The sequence below is a fragment of the Chryseobacterium pyrolae genome (genome assembly GCF_025153485.1).
Taxonomy (GTDB): domain Bacteria; phylum Bacteroidota; class Bacteroidia; order Flavobacteriales; family Weeksellaceae; genus Chryseobacterium; species Chryseobacterium antibioticum.
Map to the genome: position 1 here is coordinate 526,497 of NZ_JANZQH010000003.1, position 18,812 is coordinate 545,308.

Genomic DNA, 18,812 nt, shown 5'->3' on the forward strand with positions numbered 1-18,812 from the left:
TAAATCTTAAAATAGAAAGATAAATCTTAAAAAATATTTCAATTTTTAGGGAAGAAAGATTAATGATTTAGTAATTTGGTTTGATGTTTGTTGGGAATTTTTTCAGGATGACAGTATGGAGGGGGTGAATGATATAGCATAAATGTTTATCTTTCGTTTAGTAATTTAAAAGGGTGGTTAATGAGAACGTTTTTTTGTGTGGCCTTTGTGCCGTTTATGTATAGCTTTTATTATGCGCAGGCAGCAAAAAAGGTGCTTCCCTGCTATGATCTTACATCGGTACTAAAAGTAGAGCCTACCGCTCTGTACAAATCACATCTGGATGCCTCAAAAAGTTTTGGTGTAAAATTACTTACAGACTCTAAAACGGTTCAAAAATATATCAGCAAAGGAAAATTTCACAAAATAAAAAAGACCGGAAAAGGATACCGCGTTCAGAAACTGGATTACAGCCGGGCGTATATGGTTTCCAAAGCAAAAACTACCCTGGAAAAGATGGGTGCCAGATTCAGTAAAGAAACAAAAGGGCATACTTTTACGGTATCATCGATTACAAGGACACTTGAAGACCAATGCAGACTGAGAAAAGTGAATTCTAATGCGTCTTTGGGGATCAGCTCCCACAATTATGGAAACTCGTTTGATATTTCCTATATACGATTCAACGATGTGCTGAAATACAACCCGAAAATGGAAACTGCCCTGGAGAAGGTTTTAAAGTTTTATGCAGCTGCTGGGAAGATTTATTACATTAAAGAAAGACAGCAGAGCTGCTATCATATTACGGTAAGGAATTATTGATTCATACTCTGTTCTCGTGGCAGAACAATATGATGATCAATAAGTCACAAAATATACCATATTGTAGAAAAGGCTTTAGGTTTGTTAAAATTAAATTTATTTTAAGAATAATAAATTTATGATGTGATTATTTGTGCAGGATGTTTAGTTTGTATAATTTTATGCAACTAAATAAACCATGAACTTATGAACGAGAACGATTACAAACTGGCGACCGCTGAGTGGAACAGGTACCGGTCAGATTATTTCCTGATCACAAATCTGATTAAAACAAATTATGTTTTTGAGCTGTCTAAAGACCAGATCGATGCAATCAAAAAACAAAATAAATACATAGATGCCTGCGCAGAAGTAGGTGTATTTGGAGGTGAAATGGTCCTTATCTTTGTTCCTTTAAATGAACAGGGGTATATTGACAAAAGCATTGTTGAATATCAGTACACGACTCTTCGACCACTTAAACATAACATCAGACTGCAGGAAACAAAAGAATTTACGGTGACCAAAAACGCTGTTCTTTCCAGTGATCTTACAAAAGTAGATGGCAATACCAACACGTCCCTGCCGATAACCAATCAGCCTATCCTTGACCAGGATGTCGCCATAGAAGCTATTGAGCGCTGGAGAAATGAAGGAATGGAATGGTTTTACCGTGAGTGTACAGAATTCGGAGGAGAGAGAATTTTTAAAAGATTTTATATTCCTATGGAAGATTTGTCTCATCCATATCCAGAGGTTGCCGGGATCAAATGTTCGTTCGGTCTCAGATACAATGATATTTTCCAGAGAATGCTGGTAACAGTGATCTTCATTTCGTTCCATGAGCTACTTCTGGAGGGAGAAAGCATAGAAACTATTTCCAATACCTACGATTGGGCGAAACCATGTCCGCCTGTCTGCCGTATTCCTGAACTTGGATCTTAAATACGAAGTATAGATAGGAATGACAGATTTTTTTAAAGCAATTTTATTCCTAAACTATGGTCTGCTTTTGTCCATAATATTTTTGGGAGCAGCAAAATACCGTATACTGAATAATAAAGAGAAGCAATATTTTCACTGTATTGCTTTTCTTTTTTTTATTGAACTGCTGAACTTGGTTCTGCCTTATGTGTTCAACCTTAATGATACCTCGTTTCTGTACCCGCTATACATCGCCGGAGAGTTTTTCCTGGTTACGGCTTTGTTTATCAGGAAACTGGAGCTTCCGAAATATTTACCGGGCATCACGGCATTGCTGGCAACGGCATTTATGGTATCAAAATATGTATTCGATTATCCGTTCAATAGCGATATTGTGAAGGTGATTTCAAATATTGTAATCATCTGTCTTTCAGGATTTGCTTTAATCCGGGAGATTAAAGAAGGATCTACACAAAACCGTTTTCTTCTGGTAGATGCATGTATTTTTTTCTACTATTCGGTTTCGGTTTTTATTTTCATTATTCAGCACCAGATTGCTAACCTGTCAGAAAATGACTATCTTATTATTTTAAGCGCGAATAATATTCTGTCGAGCATTTTGTACTGTTCATTTTTATATACCTTCATCAAATTAAAGAAGTAACCCTAAATATTAGCCTGCTGATCCTTATAATTGTTACCATAGCAGTTATAGTATCTTTTATTCTCCTTGCCTACAGGTCTTTTATCAGCCGGATCATCAAGGAGAAGAACGTGCAGCATGAAGCCGAAGTACTTCATCAGAAAAAACTGGTGCTTGAAAACATCAAAGCTCAGGAAGAAGAAAGAAAAAGAATCGCCGTCATGATCCATGACGATATAGGAAACCGGCTCAATATCCTTTCATTGTGGATGAATAATCTGGATACCAAAGGAGACGAGCTGATTAAAAAAAATATTTACGGCCAAATGTCATCACTCATCGATGCGGCCAGAAGTATTTCCCATTCATTGTATCCCGTAAATCTTGAATCTGTGGGATTCGTTCTCTATGTAGAGGAGCTGATTGCGAACCTTTCGCACAAGATCAATATTTCCATGCAGGTCATGCCGGGATATGAGAAAAAAGATATCTTTGTTGAAGTACAGCTGTACAGAATTATTCAGGAATTTACCACCAATGTGATCAAGCATTCCACAGCGACGGATCTTTGGATCTACATAAAAGACTATCCCCTGAATATGGCTGTGATCATCTCTGACAACGGGCAGGGATTTGATTATGATCTGGTGAAAAAGGGAATGGGTATCAAAAATATCGAATCCAGAATAAAATCCATGAATGCCGTCCATAAATGGAAAAACACTTTGAATAAAGGCAGCCGTTTAATCATTATAATTCCAAAAAACCATGAATTCCCAAATCAAAATAGCCTTAATTGATGATGAACAGCTGATCCTGGAAGGGGTGAAAATGCTGCTTTCAAATGAAAAGAATATATCCGTGTGCCTTACCTCCAGTAACGGTCCGGATTTTATTGAGAAACTGGGAAGCCTTTCGGAAGATGATTTTCCGAACATCGCATTGGTAGACGTACAAATGCAGCCGATGAACGGCTTTGAGCTGGTAGAAGTTCTTAAAGAGAAATATCCTGATCTCAAGATCATTATCCTTTCCTCCCATTACAAAACTTCCATTTTGGGCTATATGGTCAAGTTGGGGGTTTCTGCTTTTCTACCTAAAAATTCGGACCGGAAAACATTTATTGATGCCATTACCATGGTCTATAAAAATGGAGTTTTCTTTACTGCCGAAGACCATCAGATGCTTTTCACCTACATGAACAGTTCTGCAAAGAAGAAATCTCTTTTTGAAATGGAAGATGAACTGTCTGAAAGAGAAAAAGATGTGGTCAAACTGATCTGCCAGGAATATACGAATAATGAAATTGGTGAAAAACTATTTATCAGTCCCAGAACGGTAGAAAGTCACCGCCAACGGATCCTGGAAAAGATAGGAGCCAAGAACACGGTAGGGATTGTCATCTATGCTGTTGTCAACAATATATATGCTCTCGATAAAATTTAATTCCGTAGAAATACGGAATTTTTTATTTGGTATTTTTCACGCTAGTATTGCTCCTTCTACTTCCGTTAATTTGAAAAATAAGTTTTACAGCATGTAAAGCAAAATTCAATCATGAAGATGTAGAGGGGATTTTAATAATTAAAGCACAACACAGCGATGGAAAACGATACACTACTATCTGTCGGAATTTTTTTTGACGGAACAGGAAATAACGGGATCAATGCTTCTTCATCTGACAGGCCTTCACAAAATAATGAAAGCTACAAAGGAGCAGCTACCAATATCTATAAATTATTCAATGTATTCAAAGGAAACAAAAAAATATATGTTGAAGGCATAGGAACAATCACTGGTGACGAGGATAATAATTTTGCGATGGCCACATGCGCCAATCCTCCCGATGGACAGGGATATTCTTCTGATGACAAACTGCAGAAGGCAGACCTTTTCGTACAGAATGTGATAGATGATAAAAATACAGATTATCATTTTTATGTCTACGGATTCAGCAGAGGAAGTATGCTCGCAAGAGAATTTTGCAATCAACTTGTCACAAAATATCCATCCAAAAATATAAACATAAAGTTTTTGGGTGTTTTTGATACGGTTGAATCCAAGCCATTCAATACCTACGACATGAACCTGCCACAGGAAGTGGAAAATGCCCTTCATATTTGTGCGGTTAATGAATGTAGGTTCTTTTTCCCACTTACCGGTTTTTTTGAAAATTCAAAAAATATGCAGGATACCAAAACTGAAACTTCCGGCTCTGTCTGGAAAGAAGTTTTCGTTCCCGGAGCCCATGCTGACGTGGGAGGTGGATACCTTCAGGCGCCGCATTCCGTATATATTTCTACAGATTTTATCAATACCAATGATCTCAGAGATTATGTTTCAGATGTAAGAAATGCAAAAACCGATGCTGAAGGCAATAAAATATGGGACGCCCTGCTTTCCGGATTTCAGATCGAGCAGGGAGTGGTTCTTTCCCAAGCTTACGTTTCCAGAGAAGTGATTTTGAATACTCTTCCCATAGTATACGGAAGAATCATGCTGGAGGAAACCAATAACGCCGTGGCCGGAATTTTCAGTACAGATCTGGTCAATTCAGGTCTGGAGATTACAGATGATGCTTTCCTTTCTGATTTTTGTACAAACCTTGCAGCATATGTTAAAAATTTTTCACTTCCTGCGAAACCGAAGTATGATTATATACGTTTTGCAGATTACACCCATATTTCAGCCAATTTTGGAATATATAGTGCTGATCTGTTGCAAAGGTCAGCGGATGAGGTTGAAGCAGAATTGATCAATAATGGCCTGAACGTACCCAGCAGTACCTCTGTAGACCGTGGAATTCATACCAAACTTCTTACCGAACTGCACCTTCCTGAAGATAGTTTTGTAGCAGACTTTCTGTATGGAACCAATGTTCCCAATAATGATATCTGGAGCCGTACGATAGAGATAAGATCCTTTGCGGCAGAACAGAATTAAATAAATAACGTTAGTACTTTTCAATTTTAAATTTAGGTTACGAAGGGATGTCTGGCAGGACATCCCTTTTTGTGGTCCGAAATACCCGTGCTATAAGGTCCCCCGTTTTTATTTCTGGGCTATTCATTTCTTTTTCCGTACTTTTGCACCCGAAAATTCATTATTCATCACTAACTTTTATTTAATAAAATGCTTTCGGTTCAAGGTTTAGGATTACATCATTCGGGAAACTATCTGTTTCAAAATACAAATTTCACCATTAAAAAGGATGATAAAGTGGGGCTCGTTGGAAAAAATGGAGCGGGGAAATCCACTTTATTGAAAATGCTTTCAGGAGAAATTAATTTCTACGAAGGAACTGTTGTTCGCGAAGGAGGGGCTACCATTGGTTTCCTGAAGCAGGATCTGGATTTCGTAAAAGGAAGAACAGTTTGGAATGAAACCATGCAGGCCTTTGAGCAAATCAATGCCTGGAAAAATGAACTGGAAGAGGTGAATCATCAGATGACTGTAAGAACAGATTATGAAAGTGATGCTTATACTGATCTGATCAACAAAATGACAGAGCTGAACGATCTTCTGATGAACCATGACGCCTACAATCTTGAAGGTGATATGGAAAAAGTATTGTTCGGTCTAGGATTTAAAGCGGATGATTTCCAAAAAATCACGGACGAATTTTCCGGAGGCTGGAGAATGAGAATTGAACTGGCTAAACTGCTGCTTCAGAAAAATGATATCATGCTTCTCGATGAGCCTACCAACCACCTGGATATGGAATCTATTATCTGGCTGGAAAACTTCCTGAAAGACTATCCCGGAGCCATCGTTCTGGTAAGTCACGATAAGCAGTTTATGACCGCTGTCTGTAACAGGACTTTTGATATCAACAATAAAAAAGTTGACGATTATAAAGCCAACTACTCCAAATATCTGATCATGCGTGAAGAACGCCGTGAGAAACTCATTGGCGCTAAAAAGAATCAGGATGCAGAGATCAAGCAGATGGAGGATAACATCAATAAGTTCCGTGCAAGCGCTACTAAGGCATCTTTCGCACAGTCACTTATTAAAAAGTTGGATAAAATCGAACGTATTGAAGTAGATAATGAAGACGTTTCAAAATTCAATATCCGTTTTGTACAATCTATGATTCCTGGAAAAGTTATTTTCGAAGCTGAGAATTTAGGAAAAGCATACGGGAAAAAACAAATCTTCGATGATGTAGACTTTATTGTTCAGAGAGGAGACAGAATTGCACTTTTAGGACAGAACGGACAGGGAAAAACTACGTTAGCGAAAATTCTTGCAGGAGATATCAAAGATTATTCAGGAACCTGGAATTTAGGACACAATGTGAACATCGGATACTTTGCCCAAAATCAGGAAGAAGTACTGACACCCAATAAAACCGTTTTAGAAGAAGCCGAAGATGCGGCAACAGAAGAAACAAGACCTAGAGTAAGAGATTTATTAGGATCTTTCTTATTTCAGGGTGAAGCCGTTTCTAAAAAAACAAAAGTACTTTCCGGAGGAGAAAGAAACCGTCTGGCCCTTTGTAAATTGCTGCTTCGTCCTTTCAACACGTTGATCATGGATGAGCCTACCAATCACCTTGATATTCAGTCTAAGGAAATTATCAAACTGGCTTTACAGAACTTTCAGGGAACGCTGATCGTGATTTCTCACGACAGAGAATTCCTGGATGGACTTTGTGATAAGATTTATGAATTCCGTGACGGAAAAATGAAAGAATTCCTGGGAAGTGTTGGTGAATATCTTGAATACAGACAAAAGGAAACGCTTAGAGAAATCTCCGCTGAAAAAGCTAAACTTCACAGTGAAGATGTGAAAGTTGAGGTAAAGCAGGCTCCGATAGAAGTGAAGGTGGAAGAAAAATCTACCATTATAAGCAAGGAACAAAAAAATATCCAGAATAAATTAAAGAAAGTAGAAGAGAAAATTTCTGAACTTGAAACGGAAATTGAAAAGATGGAAGCTACTTTCACCAAAGAAAACCCTTCTGAGGAAACTTTAGAAAAATATAATAAAACTAAAGAAGAACTGGAAGTTGCTTTACAGGAATGGGAGCATTTGGGTTCTCAGTTGGATTAAGATTGTGGTTTTTTGGAGCTTAAGAGTTCTTGAATATTCAATGGTCATAAAAAACAATACAATAGAGATCCTTCGTCTTCGCTCAGGATGACAGTGTTACAATAATAATGTTTTTACTTTTGTGAATAATCACGGTAAATGACAGTTAGTATTAGGAATGTCATCCCGGGTGGAATCGAAGGATTTTTTAATAAAGAAAATAAATAAACATATACGCTGCAGTATCTTTTTGTAACAAAAAATTACTTTTACCGACGTATTGAACAGTTTTAATGCAGCGTTTTAATAAAAACTTAATTTAAAACTTAAATTATTTTTATAATTTTACCAAATGATTTTTAAGGAAAGCAGAAATCTGAAGAACTTTATTTCCAAACTTTTGTTTGGGATCTACTTCATTGCACTGTTTTCCCAAAGTTTTCACCATCACGATGCGGTCGACTATTTTAAGAGTTTCAATCTTAAAAAGACAGAAAATACAATGGCTAAGACTTCAGCTAAAGAAAAGCCCGGCGACTGTCTGGCGTGTCATTTCTTAGCTACAGGACACACATTGGTTCCGGACGAATACAGTTTTTCTTTTGAGCATTTTACGCACGAAGTAAAGCAAGTTATTGCTGTTCAGGAAAAAATATGGTCTCAGACCAAATTCACTTTTCAGCTTCGGGGGCCTCCCGCAGTTTCTTAAATCATAGATTTTATGGGCTTTAATTGATTTTAAAGTTCAATACTTTGGGTTTAAAGCTATTGATTGATAGCTGTTAGATATGGGATTTCGAATTTTCGGAATTCGAGATAGGTGTACGAAATTCGGGTTTAAATTCGGGTTTTAAAGACTGGGAGAAGGAAGTTGGAAGATGGAAGTTTCCGGAGGTCTTAAATACGAATGCCATTCCCATTTAGATTTCGGGATATATGAGTTTAAGAATATCCAAGTTCATGGAGTAGAATAGTATAAATACTTGATGAATTAGCTGATATTGAATCAGTATCGTAGTCTCATATCTCTTATCTCAAATCTAATTTCTAGCATCTAATCAATCATTACTACTTTTTACATTGTACATTTTACAATTTAAAAACAAACCCATTCAACAAAATTTTACGAAAAAATGTACCTGTAAAGGGTACGCAATCAATCTATAGACAATGAAATTGATATATAGTCTGATGTTGGTCTTTTGTGGACTGGCATCGATAAGTGCACAAAAATCGTATTCGATAGAAGGAACCGTTCAGGATTTTCACGATAAAACACTGCTGGAAAGTGCGGTAGTGAATATTGGCGGATTCACCACTAAAACGGATAGTAAAGGTAAGTTTACGTTTAATAAAATTCCTGCGGGAAAATATATACTTATTGCCAAACATCCTGATTGTAGTGATTATACTGAAAATATAGGAGTTGATCAGGATCTACACTTGGTAATTAAGTTAGAGCATCATAGCCATGATATAGAAACGGTGACCATTCATGGGAGCCATAAATCTAATGGTTCTCTGATCATTAAAACCTTAGATAAGTCGGAAATTGAGCGAAATTCTACGGATAATCTGGGGAATTTATTATCTAAAATTTCTGGGGTTGCCACTTTAAAAACGGGGAATAATATTTCAAAACCTGTTATTCACGGCTTGTATGGAAGCAGAATTTCTATTTTAAATAATGGGGTAAAGCTTGCAGAACAGGAATGGGGGGTAGAACATGCGCCCAATGTTGATATTAACAATTTTCAGCACATTGATGTGATAAAAGGAGCTTCTGCATTGAAATATGGAAGCGATGCTATCGGAGGAGTGGTGGTGCTGGAACCTGAAATTTTCCCTAAAAAAGACACGATCAAAGGTTCAATAGGACTTACGGGGATTTCCAATGGCAGAGGTTTGGGACTTGATGTAGATGTTGCTAAAGTCTGGAAAAACGGATGGGCTGTAAAATCCCGTGGTAGTGTCAAAAAATTAGGAGATCAGAGTGCTCCCGATTATAATCTGAAGAATACAGGAATGGATTTTTCTTCCTTTAATTTTACGGTTCAGAACAATAGTTATGAAAAAGGAATTTCTTTTGACTACTACCTGACGAACCAGAATATTGGAATTTTGAGAGATTCACACGTTTCTACCTCAGGGGATTATGACAGGGCAATGACTGCAAATCCACCAATTTATTCAGGGAAATTCAGTTACGATATTGATAATCCAAGACAGGTTGTGGAACATCATATTGCAAAAGTTTCAGCTTTTAAAAGATTTGAAAATATTGGAAAGCTTTCAGCAACATACAGTTATCAATACAATCACAGACAGGAATATGACATACGAAGAGGTGAATTAAATGATACGCCTTCTCTGGATTTGGAGCTGATGACCCATCAATTTAACCTTAATGATTTATTGGAAAGGGGGAAATGGTCTCTGGAAACAGGAATTGATGCGGGTTTTCAAAACAATTATTCAGATCCTGCGACAAAAGCAAGACGTTTGATCCCTAATTATGATAAATATTCTGCAGGAATATATTCTGTTTTTAAATACAAAATTTCTCACGATTTTAATTTTGAAGCGGGAGCAAGATATGATTTCACCCGTTATGATGTGACCAAATGGTATGATCAAAGTGACTGGGAGAAATTATATGCAGATACTTATCCTCAATTTTATGTGAAGAAAGACAAGAACAGGATTCTAACACGTCCTCAGCTTAATTACAATAATGTTTCCTTTAATGCAGGTTTGGAATACCGTCCAGGTTCAAATTTTGATCTGAAATTTAACTATGCAAAAGTGGGCAGATCGCCGAATGTTGCAGAGTTGTTTTCAGACGGATTACACCATTCTGCAGGAGTGATTGAGACTGGAGATATGGCGTTGAAAAATGAACAGGGTCATCAGTTTAATTTAACAGTAGATTCAAAATTCAATGTTTTGAAAGGACTGAATATTTCTGTAAATCCCTATTTATTTATCACTAAAAACTTTATCAACCAAGTTCCTGTGGGAATTAAGGGAACAATCAGAGGAGTATTTCCTGAGTGGGCTTATCAGCAGATCGATGCCAAGATGTATGGGATAGACCTTGATGTGAACTGGAAACTTACGGATGACCTTACCTATGTGGGAAAAGGAAGTTACGTTCACGGACAGGATGATACCAACAATGAACCTTTAATTCTGATGATGCCTCCGAATTTCTCCAACGCATTGCAGTTTAAAAAGGAAAAATGGAATAACTTCTATTTTACCGTTGAAAATCAAACCTCTCTGAAACAAACCAGATTCCCTGTTCGAAATGTTCCGTTGGAAATATATGTGGACGGTGAATTGGTGGATAAAACTATTGATTTGAGTACGCCGCCAAACGGTTATTCACTTTGGAATGTGCAAACGGGAATCAATATCAGTAAAAATCTTTCTGCAGGGCTTATTGTCAACAATCTCTTCAATACTTCATACAGAGATTATCTGAACCGTTTGAGGTTCTTTGCGGATGAGGCAGGGAGAAACTTTATTTTAAACTTTAGATACAAATTCTAAGGATTCAGAAAAATATTACATTAAAATTTCACAAACTTAAAATTCTAAAAATGAACAAACTATTCAATACTAAAAATATCATCAAATTATTAGCTGTTTTATTCATTACGATCACCGTTATTTCTTGTCAGAGAGACGGTTCTGTAGCAGAAGATGATCTTCCTCAGGAAGAACTTACCAATATTATTTTGTTGGTGAAAGAAGATACTCCTGGATCTACAGCGATCGAATATAATTACAGCATCGGAGCAGGAGGAATCCCCACCATTCCTCTGAAAGACGGGAAGTCTTATACCGTGGAAGCAAAATTCAGAAACGGAAATGAGGACGCTACCAACGAAATCATTGAGGCTAAAGATGAGCATTTCCTTATTTTCGACTTTCCGAAATCTAACATTGCTGTTACCAGACTGGACGGAAATGACCTTAGAAAAGATGGCAAAAGAGTTGGATTGAAAACAAAATGGGATGTTGTAAAAGCTGTTGACGGAACTTCTCCGTTCCTGAAATTAACCCTTATTCATGAACCTCAGAGTGTCAATGATGCAAAGGTTGGAACGGCCTGGGGAAGTGTAGTAGGAGGAGAAACTGATGCAGAAGCTACTTATAATCTAAGTAATTAGAAATACTTCACATAGATAAAAACCGCTGATATTTTCAGTGGTTTTTTATTTATAAACATTTGAAGACTAAGAATTGATTAGAAGTAGGTTATTCTCATAAAATTTTCATATTTTTGCAACCTAAAATTTTAATCAATAATGAAGGTTACCGCACAAAACCATGATGACGTAAGTGCATTACTTACAGTGACATTGGAAAAATCTGACTACAAAGAAAAAGTAGACAAGCAGTTGATTAATTATGCTAAAAATGCGCAAGTTCCTGGTTTCAGAAAAGGGAAAGTGCCTTTGAGTATGGTTAAAAAACAATATGAAGCAGGTATTGCATTCGAAGAAATCAACAAACAGGTTTCTGACGCATTGAACAATTATGTTAACGACAACAAGTTAAGATTAGTTGGACAGCCTGTTCCTCAGCCTGTAAACCAACTGGATTACAACGCTGAGCAAATTGAAGTTGCTTTCGAAGTAGGATATGAGCCTGAATTCACTATAGATTTAGCTAAATATGAAGCTCCTCATTACAAGGTAGAAGCTTCTGACAAGGAAATCACAAAGAGCATTGAGAACATGCAGAAACGTTTTGCGGAGCAGGTTCCTCAGGATAAAATCGGTAAAGATTCTTATGTAGCTTTAGAAATTTCTCAGGTTGTAGAAGAAGATGCTGAAGGAGAGCACCACCACCAGCCAAAGAACGTTACCATTACTGCTGAAAACAAAGAAGCTTTCAAATTGGTAAAAGCTTTGAAAATGGACGGTTCTGTAAAAGTATCTAAAGAAACTCTTGCAGGTGATGAAGAATTAGCTAAAGAATTAGGATTCACTAAAGAAGAAGTAGAGCATTTACACCATGCTGAAGTAGAAGTTAAAGTAAAAGATTTCTATGCATTGAACTTAGCTGAACTTAATCAGGAATTATTCGACAAAGTATACGGAGAAGGAACTATTACTTCTGAAGAAGAACTTAAAGAAAAAGTAAAATCTGAATTGGATGAGTACTTCCAGCAAAATGCTGATGTTCACTATGTGAATAAAGTATTGGAGCAGGTTACTGAAAAAGAAGAAGTAAAACTTCCGGAAAATTTCTTAGTAAAATGGTTGTTATTCTCTAACCAGAATATCCAGTCTGAAGAGCAGGCTAAAGAAATTCTTGAAGCAGAGAAAAGTCAGTTAAGATACCAGATCATTGAAGGTAAATTAATGACCGATAACGAAATCAAGTTAGACTATGCTGATGTATTGGCACAGGCTGAGCAGTTGGTGAAAAACCAGTTGGCTATCTACGGAATCCACCACTTAGGGGATGAGGAAATCCAGAAATATGCTGTTGAGATGTTGAAAGACCAGGAGCAGGTAAGACAAATTTCTTCTGAAGTAGCTATGGCTAAACTGAAAGATGTTATCCTTGAAAAAGGAGGAAAAAAAGAAACTAAAATCTCTCACGACGAGTTTTTAGAAGAACTTAAGAAATAATTTATTTTCGATATAAATATTTGAAAACCTCCGAGCAATCGGAGGTTTTTTTATTTTCGCTATCCTTAGCTTTTGTTTATACGATCAATTTAGAAACAGGCTCCATTGTCTTAAAAAATCTTAATGTATCCGGGCCGAAATGATAAGGTATTTCATATAAATATCCCTTGATTAATTTGTTGCAGTCATTATTCATATATTTACATCCTTAAATTTATTATAGATATGAAAAAGATCATCATTCCGTTTTTCTGTGCCGTATTGTTTTCAGTGCCGGCAGCAGCTCAGCAGACCAGCGCAGCTCCCGCAAAGACGGAAGTCGTGAAATCTAAACTGACACCCAAAGAAGTTATTGAGAATTACTTCAAAGCGTTAGGAGGAAAGGCTAAGTTAGAAGCCGTAAAATCTACGGTAGTAGACAATACCCTTAATGTTCAGGGAATGGATATTACCATGAGCACTATGAAACAAGGCAATAAATTCAAATCCGTACAAACTGCAATGGGACAGAAAGTGACCCAGTTTTTTGACGGTGAAAAAGGATATATAGAAAGAGGAGGACAAAAAACAGACTTCCCAGCCGATAATATAGCTGAATTGAAAAAAGGCAAGACCGTTGAAGCATTATCTTTTGATCCTGCAGGTTTTCAAGCGGTTACCGTAGAAAAAGTGGACGCTAAAGATTATAACGTATTATCTTCAGAGAAAGGAAAATTTTACTTTGATGCTGCTACCGGACTTCTATACAAATCTACTGTAGGAGAAGGAAGTGTTATCGTGAAAAATTATATGACGGTAGAAGGGATCAAGTTTCCTTCCGAAGTTGATATTGAAGGAAAAGGTCAGAAAGTGACGATAAAAACCACCAAAGTTGTTTTAAACTCAGGGGTTTCAGATGCTGATTTTAAATAAAATGCTGTCATTTTACAGAACAAAAGCCGGATATTTTCCGGCTTTTTTGTTGCCTTTATAATTTTAACTCAAATTTAACTATGATATGAATTTTAACATTTCTTCAGCTGGTGAATAATTGATACTTTTAGCACGAAAATAAATTCAAATAACATGAAGAAAGTTTTATCATCATTTGCGGTCATCTTCCTGATGTCTTCAAATGTTTTCGGACAGAATATTCCCGTGGATGCTTCTGTGAGAATCGGTACCCTTCCCAACGGAATGAAGTACTACATCAAAAAAAACACATTACCTGAAAAGAAAGTAGATTTCCGTCTGGCAATCAATGCAGGATCTATTCTTGAAGATGAAAACCAGAGAGGTCTTGCGCATTTTATGGAGCATATGAACTTCAATGGAACCAAGAATTTCCCGGATAACAAACTGGTAGATTTCCTACAGTCTATCGGAGTGAAATTCGGACAACACCTGAATGCTTACACAAGCTTTGACGAAACGGTATACATGCTTCCCGTTCCTCTGGATAAAGCAGGAAATCTTGATGCAGGTTTGAAAGTAATGGAGGACTGGGCTTTTAATGCCACGCTTTCCGATGCTCAGATCAACAAAGAAAGAGGCGTAGTTTTGGAAGAATTAAGACTTGGTTTGGGAGCTGATAAAAGAATGTCAGACAAATACCTTCCCAAACTATTATATAAATCTCAATACGCAGACAGACTTCCAATTGGTAAAAAGGATGTCTTGGAAAACTTCAAGCCAGATGTGATAAGACAATTCCACAAAGACTGGTACAGACCGGATCTTATGGCAATCGTTGTAGTGGGAGATATTAATGTAGATGAAGTGGAAAAGAAGATCAAAGATAATTTCAGCAAATATAAAAACCCTGCTAAACCAAGGGAGAGAAAAGTATTTGACCTGCCTAACCATAAAGAAACATTAGTAGCGATTGAGACAGATCCTGATGCTACAAGTTCTATGGTGCAGTTCATCATGAAAGATGCTGAGGCTTACCAGCCGGATGTGACTGTAGAACAGTACAATCAGACCATTATAGAAGGTCTTTCTACTGCCATGCTGAATAACAGATTGAGAGAATTGATCAACTCAACCAATCCACCTTTTACATTCGGATCGGTATATCACGGAGGAACTTATGCGAGAAGCAAAGAAGCCTTCCAGGGATTTGCTATGGTAAAAGAAGGAAATCAGCTGAGTGCTTTGAAAGTTCTTTTGGAAGAAGTGGAAAGAGCAAAAAGATTTGGGTTTACCCAGTCTGAATTAGACAGAGCAAAAGCACAGATGTTATCTAATCTGGAAAGATCATATAACAACCGTGATAAGACGGAAAGTGACATGCTGGTAGACGAATACGTAAGAAACTTCCTGGAGCAGGAACCGATGCCGGGAATTGCGTGGGAATATGAAGATACAAAATCGTTCCTTCCTCAGGTTACCCTGGCGCAGACCAATGAGATCATCAAGAAAATGGTGAAGGACGACAGCAGAGTGATCGTGATAACAGGCCCAAAGAAAGACAATGTTACCATGCCTACAGAAGCAATGGTTCTCAGTACATTTGAATCTGTGAAAATGGCAGACCTTAAGCCTTACGAAGAAAAAGCGGCCATCAAAAATTTAGTAAAGCCTTTCAAGTCTGAAGGAAAAATTGCCAAGACTGAAACAGATGCTAAACTGGGAACAACAACCTGGACGTTAAGCAACGGAGCTAAGGTGACTTTCAAAAAGACTGATTTCAAAGATGATGAAATTGTATTTTCAGCAAGAAGTTTAGGAGGAAACTCTCTTATTTCCGATGCTGATTTTATCAAAACCCAATTCGCTTTCGGAGCATTATCTGAAGCGGGAGTAGGCGGATTCTCAAAAGCTGATCTTACCAATTACCTTGCAGGAAAACAAGTAAGTGTCAATCCAACGATCGGACCTTACTTTGAAGGGATTTCAGGAAGAACTTCCCAGAAAGATTTAGGGACAGCTATGGAGCTTACTTACGCATATTTTACAGGTTTAAATTACAATCCTGCATCATTCAATGCCTATAAAGAAAAGCAGTCTGCAATGCTGGATAACCTTCTGTCTAACCCTCAGGCGTATTTCTCCAATGAGCATGCAAAATTCATGAACCAGAAGAACCCAAGATTCATCGGATTGTTCCCAATGGAAAAAGACTGGGCCAATACAGATTACAAAAAAGCATACGATATCTATAAAGAGAAATTTGGCAACGCCGGAAACTTCCAGTTCTATTTCGTAGGGAATATTGACGAAGCTAAGCTAAAAGAGCAGGTACTTCAGTATATCGGTGGACTTCCTACATCAGGAAAAACAGCAACGTTTAAAGATACAGGATACAGACAGATGACCGGAGATTATTCTAAAGTCTACAAAAAAGGAAAAGATCCTAAAAGTTTGGTAACCATTTCTTACAGCGGAGAAACTCCTTACAACGAAAAAGAAGCCTTAGCTCTTTCAGCCCTTGGAGAAGTCGCTACGATCAAAGTGATCGAAAAACTTAGAGAAGATGAAAGCGGGATCTACGGTGGTGGTGCCAGAGGAAGTATGAACAAAATTCCTTACAGTGCATACAATTTCAGTATCAGCTTCCCTTGTGGACCTGAAAATGCAGAAAAACTGACAAAAAGTGCAGTGACTGAGCTTCAGAAACTAATTGATAAAGGGCCTGAGCAGAAAGATCTGGATAAGTATAAAGAAGGAGAGTACAACGATAACAAAACGGAACTTAAGGATAATATGTTCTGGCTGAGTGCTCTTGCTAAAAATCAGTTAGATGGCAGCGATAAGTATGAAATTCTGAACTATCAGGAAAAAGTAAAAGCACTTACGGTGAAAGACCTTCAGGATGTTGCTAAAAAATACCTTGCAAAAGGAAAAATCACAGCTACACTGATGCCGGAAGACGGATGGGAAAATAATAAAAAGACTGAGACAAAACCAGCAGTAGTTGGAGCCGCAGTTGTTAAATAATATTTTTCAGAATAATTGATAATGAAAAGCCGCAGATGAAATCTGCGGCTTTTCTATTGGTTTAAGAGCCATAGGCTTTTTTCCATTCATCGGCGGCTTCACTTAATACGCCGTAGAACTCCTCACCATATTTTCTGGTCAGTGGAGTTTTCAGGAACTTATAGACAGGAACCTGAAGTTCTTTTCCCAGAGCACAGGCATCGCTGCATACACTCCATTCGTGGTAGTTCAGGGCCGTAAAAGTAGAATATTCCGTGATACGGATCGGGTAGAGGTGGCATGAGATTGGTTTTTGCCAGTCCACAGCGCCATCTTCGTATGCTTTTTCAATACCACATTTCGTGATTCCTTTTTCGTCAAAAGTTACATAGGCACATTCGCGGTTTTCTACCATAGGCGTCACATACATGCCGTCCTGGGGATCTGTGGTCCATGTTCCCTGTTCTTCAAGGGCTTTGATGCCTTCCTGTGTAAGATAAGGCTTTATTTTGTCAAAAATACGGTCTAAAGTCTCAAGTTCATCCTTATCTAGCGGAGCCCCTACATCTCCTTCCACACAGCATGCACCTTTACATTTCGTAAGGTTGCAAACAAATTCTTCGGAAAATATATCCTCTGAAATCAATTTATCGTCTATCTGAATCATAATCTTTAAAATAAATTAAAATACGTACCTGCCTTAAAAGCAATCAAACTCATAATGATAAGCCATAAGCTTACCTCCTGCATCCAGTATTTAGGCAAAAATCTCATCATCCTGCTCAGGATAATACTCGATGGGAATGCCAGAAGCAGTAAATATTCATAATTTTTATTCATATACAGAATAATAGTCACCAGCTGGGCTAGTGAGAAGACAAGCAGAAACGTGTATTTATATCTGCTAATCGGGCTTTTCTTGTTATAGTTTTTAAAATGGTCGTATACCGCATAAATCAGCATCAGGATAATAGGAATTAAAGGGAACAGGTCCAAATAATCCGTCATGGGTCTCATTTTTCCAAACGGGAAATAATCTATATTCCAAGTTGTGAAATGGAAAAAGAACATGATGGAGAAATAACTGAACGCAATTAATACAGTTCCTAAAAGAAACCTGAAGAGATTTAAACTTATTTTTTGAGAAGTTGCTATCACGTGAATGATCACAAAAAGGGCCATAGGCCACGTGGTGGGCAAGAAAATAAAATTCAATGCAACAATGGCTCCTACCAATACATAAGACTTCTTTCTGATGTCTTCATCTGCACTCGTCAGAAGTAAAACCAGAAAAGAATTGGTGAGCAGCGAAACGGCAATTCCAATGTCCAGATTTCCAGGATAAAGCCCGAAAATAAAAAATGTATATAAAAATAATGGCAAGTGCGTCTGATAATTGAGCGCAATGCTGTGAAAACAAAAATATCCCAATGCAATTCCCAGGAAAGTTACCCCTGCAATAATTGCTTCATAAGTATTGAAATTCAGTATGTTAAATATTATAACTACTAAAAGAAGAAAACCAATATAAACAGGAATTGAAAAAATATTGCTTTCTTTTGAAAGTAATTTAAACATTTTTTATAAATTTGTACAAAGTTAATTTAAAAAAGGAAAATAATGACGTCTTTCTGGTTATTCTTAAGTAAAGTTTTCAAATGGGCCTTCGGTTTTTTTGATACATTTGGAAATGTTCTAAACTGGATTCTATTTGCCGTTTGCTGCGTATTGTTTACATACTGGTGCTATGTATTGGTAGTAACATTGGGTGGTGATAAGGATAAAGACTATTATTCTCCAACTGAGGGTAAGAACCCTTACTACGATCCAAAGATCTACAAAAAAGAAGGTTAATTAATTGGTTATATAGTAAAAAA

At 37.2% G+C, this 18,812-nt stretch carries 16 protein-coding genes; 14 read left to right on the plus strand and 2 right to left on the minus strand.

Annotated features, from left to right (window positions below; genetic code table 11):
* The first annotated feature begins 180 nt into the window (after positions 1-180).
* The 13 genes from NZD88_RS09195 to NZD88_RS09255 all read left to right on the plus strand — a co-directional run bounded on the left by NZD88_RS09195 (position 181) and on the right by NZD88_RS09255 (position 16,956).
* A complete protein-coding gene (locus NZD88_RS09195) occupies positions 181-801 on the plus strand; it encodes a DUF5715 family protein (RefSeq protein ID WP_259828840.1) in 621 nt (206 codons plus the stop codon).
* Between the two features lie 186 nt (positions 802-987).
* A complete protein-coding gene (locus NZD88_RS09200) occupies positions 988-1,725 on the plus strand; it encodes a hypothetical protein (RefSeq protein ID WP_259828841.1) in 738 nt (245 codons plus the stop codon).
* 67 nt (positions 1,726-1,792) lie between these two features.
* A complete protein-coding gene (locus tag NZD88_RS09205; protein WP_259828842.1) occupies positions 1,793-2,368 on the plus strand; it encodes a hypothetical protein in 576 nt (191 codons plus the stop codon).
* A 110-nt stretch (positions 2,369-2,478) separates the two neighbouring features.
* A complete protein-coding gene (locus NZD88_RS09210) occupies positions 2,479-3,147 on the plus strand; it encodes a sensor histidine kinase (RefSeq protein ID WP_259828843.1) in 669 nt (222 codons plus the stop codon).
* A complete protein-coding gene (locus tag NZD88_RS09215) occupies positions 3,116-3,793 on the plus strand; it encodes a response regulator transcription factor (protein WP_169236410.1) in 678 nt (225 codons plus the stop codon). Before NZD88_RS09210 ends, NZD88_RS09215 begins: the two co-directional genes overlap by 32 nt.
* 156 nt (positions 3,794-3,949) lie before the next feature.
* On the plus strand, positions 3,950-5,290 hold the full coding sequence (locus tag NZD88_RS09220) for a T6SS phospholipase effector Tle1-like catalytic domain-containing protein (RefSeq protein WP_259828844.1): 1,341 nt from the start codon (positions 3,950-3,952) through the stop codon (positions 5,288-5,290).
* A 189-nt stretch (positions 5,291-5,479) separates the two neighbouring features.
* Positions 5,480-7,405, plus strand: a complete 1,926-nt coding sequence (locus NZD88_RS09225) for an ABC-F family ATP-binding cassette domain-containing protein (protein WP_259828845.1) — start codon at positions 5,480-5,482, stop codon at positions 7,403-7,405.
* A gap of 331 nt (positions 7,406-7,736) precedes the next feature.
* Entirely contained in the window at positions 7,737-8,093 is a 357-nt protein-coding gene (locus NZD88_RS09230) for a hypothetical protein (protein ID WP_169236413.1), read from the plus strand.
* 461 nt (positions 8,094-8,554) lie between these two features.
* The gene (locus tag NZD88_RS09235; RefSeq protein ID WP_259828846.1) at positions 8,555-10,939 is read left to right on the plus strand and encodes a TonB-dependent receptor; all 2,385 of its coding nucleotides are present in this window, start codon (positions 8,555-8,557) and stop codon (positions 10,937-10,939) included.
* A gap of 50 nt (positions 10,940-10,989) precedes the next feature.
* Positions 10,990-11,562, plus strand: a complete 573-nt coding sequence (locus tag NZD88_RS09240) for a hypothetical protein (protein ID WP_259828847.1) — start codon at positions 10,990-10,992, stop codon at positions 11,560-11,562.
* Positions 11,563-11,700: 138 nt separating this feature from the next.
* Positions 11,701-13,035 (plus strand): trigger factor, encoded by a 1,335-nt coding sequence (locus NZD88_RS09245; RefSeq protein ID WP_259828849.1) that lies wholly within the window; start codon positions 11,701-11,703, stop codon positions 13,033-13,035.
* Between the two features lie 225 nt (positions 13,036-13,260).
* Positions 13,261-13,947: a hypothetical protein gene (locus tag NZD88_RS09250; protein ID WP_259828850.1), complete on the plus strand. Its 687-nt coding sequence runs from the start codon at positions 13,261-13,263 to the stop codon at positions 13,945-13,947.
* Between the two features lie 153 nt (positions 13,948-14,100).
* Positions 14,101-16,956, plus strand: coding sequence for a M16 family metallopeptidase (locus tag NZD88_RS09255; RefSeq protein WP_259828851.1), 2,856 nt, complete (start codon positions 14,101-14,103; stop codon positions 16,954-16,956).
* A 61-nt stretch (positions 16,957-17,017) separates the two neighbouring features.
* Here the strand turns inward: NZD88_RS09255 and NZD88_RS09260 are convergent, their stop codons facing one another.
* Positions 17,018-17,602 (minus strand): DUF3109 family protein, encoded by a 585-nt coding sequence (locus tag NZD88_RS09260; RefSeq protein WP_259828852.1) that lies wholly within the window; start codon positions 17,600-17,602, stop codon positions 17,018-17,020.
* 5 nt (positions 17,603-17,607) lie between these two features.
* Positions 17,608-18,513 (minus strand): DUF6427 family protein, encoded by a 906-nt coding sequence (locus tag NZD88_RS09265; RefSeq protein ID WP_259828853.1) that lies wholly within the window; start codon positions 18,511-18,513, stop codon positions 17,608-17,610.
* Positions 18,514-18,555: 42 nt separating this feature from the next.
* On the opposite strand from NZD88_RS09265, the gene NZD88_RS09270 reads away from it, so the two are divergent.
* Positions 18,556-18,789: a DUF6341 family protein gene (locus NZD88_RS09270; RefSeq protein WP_169236423.1), complete on the plus strand. Its 234-nt coding sequence runs from the start codon at positions 18,556-18,558 to the stop codon at positions 18,787-18,789.
* Positions 18,790-18,812 lie beyond the last annotated feature (23 nt).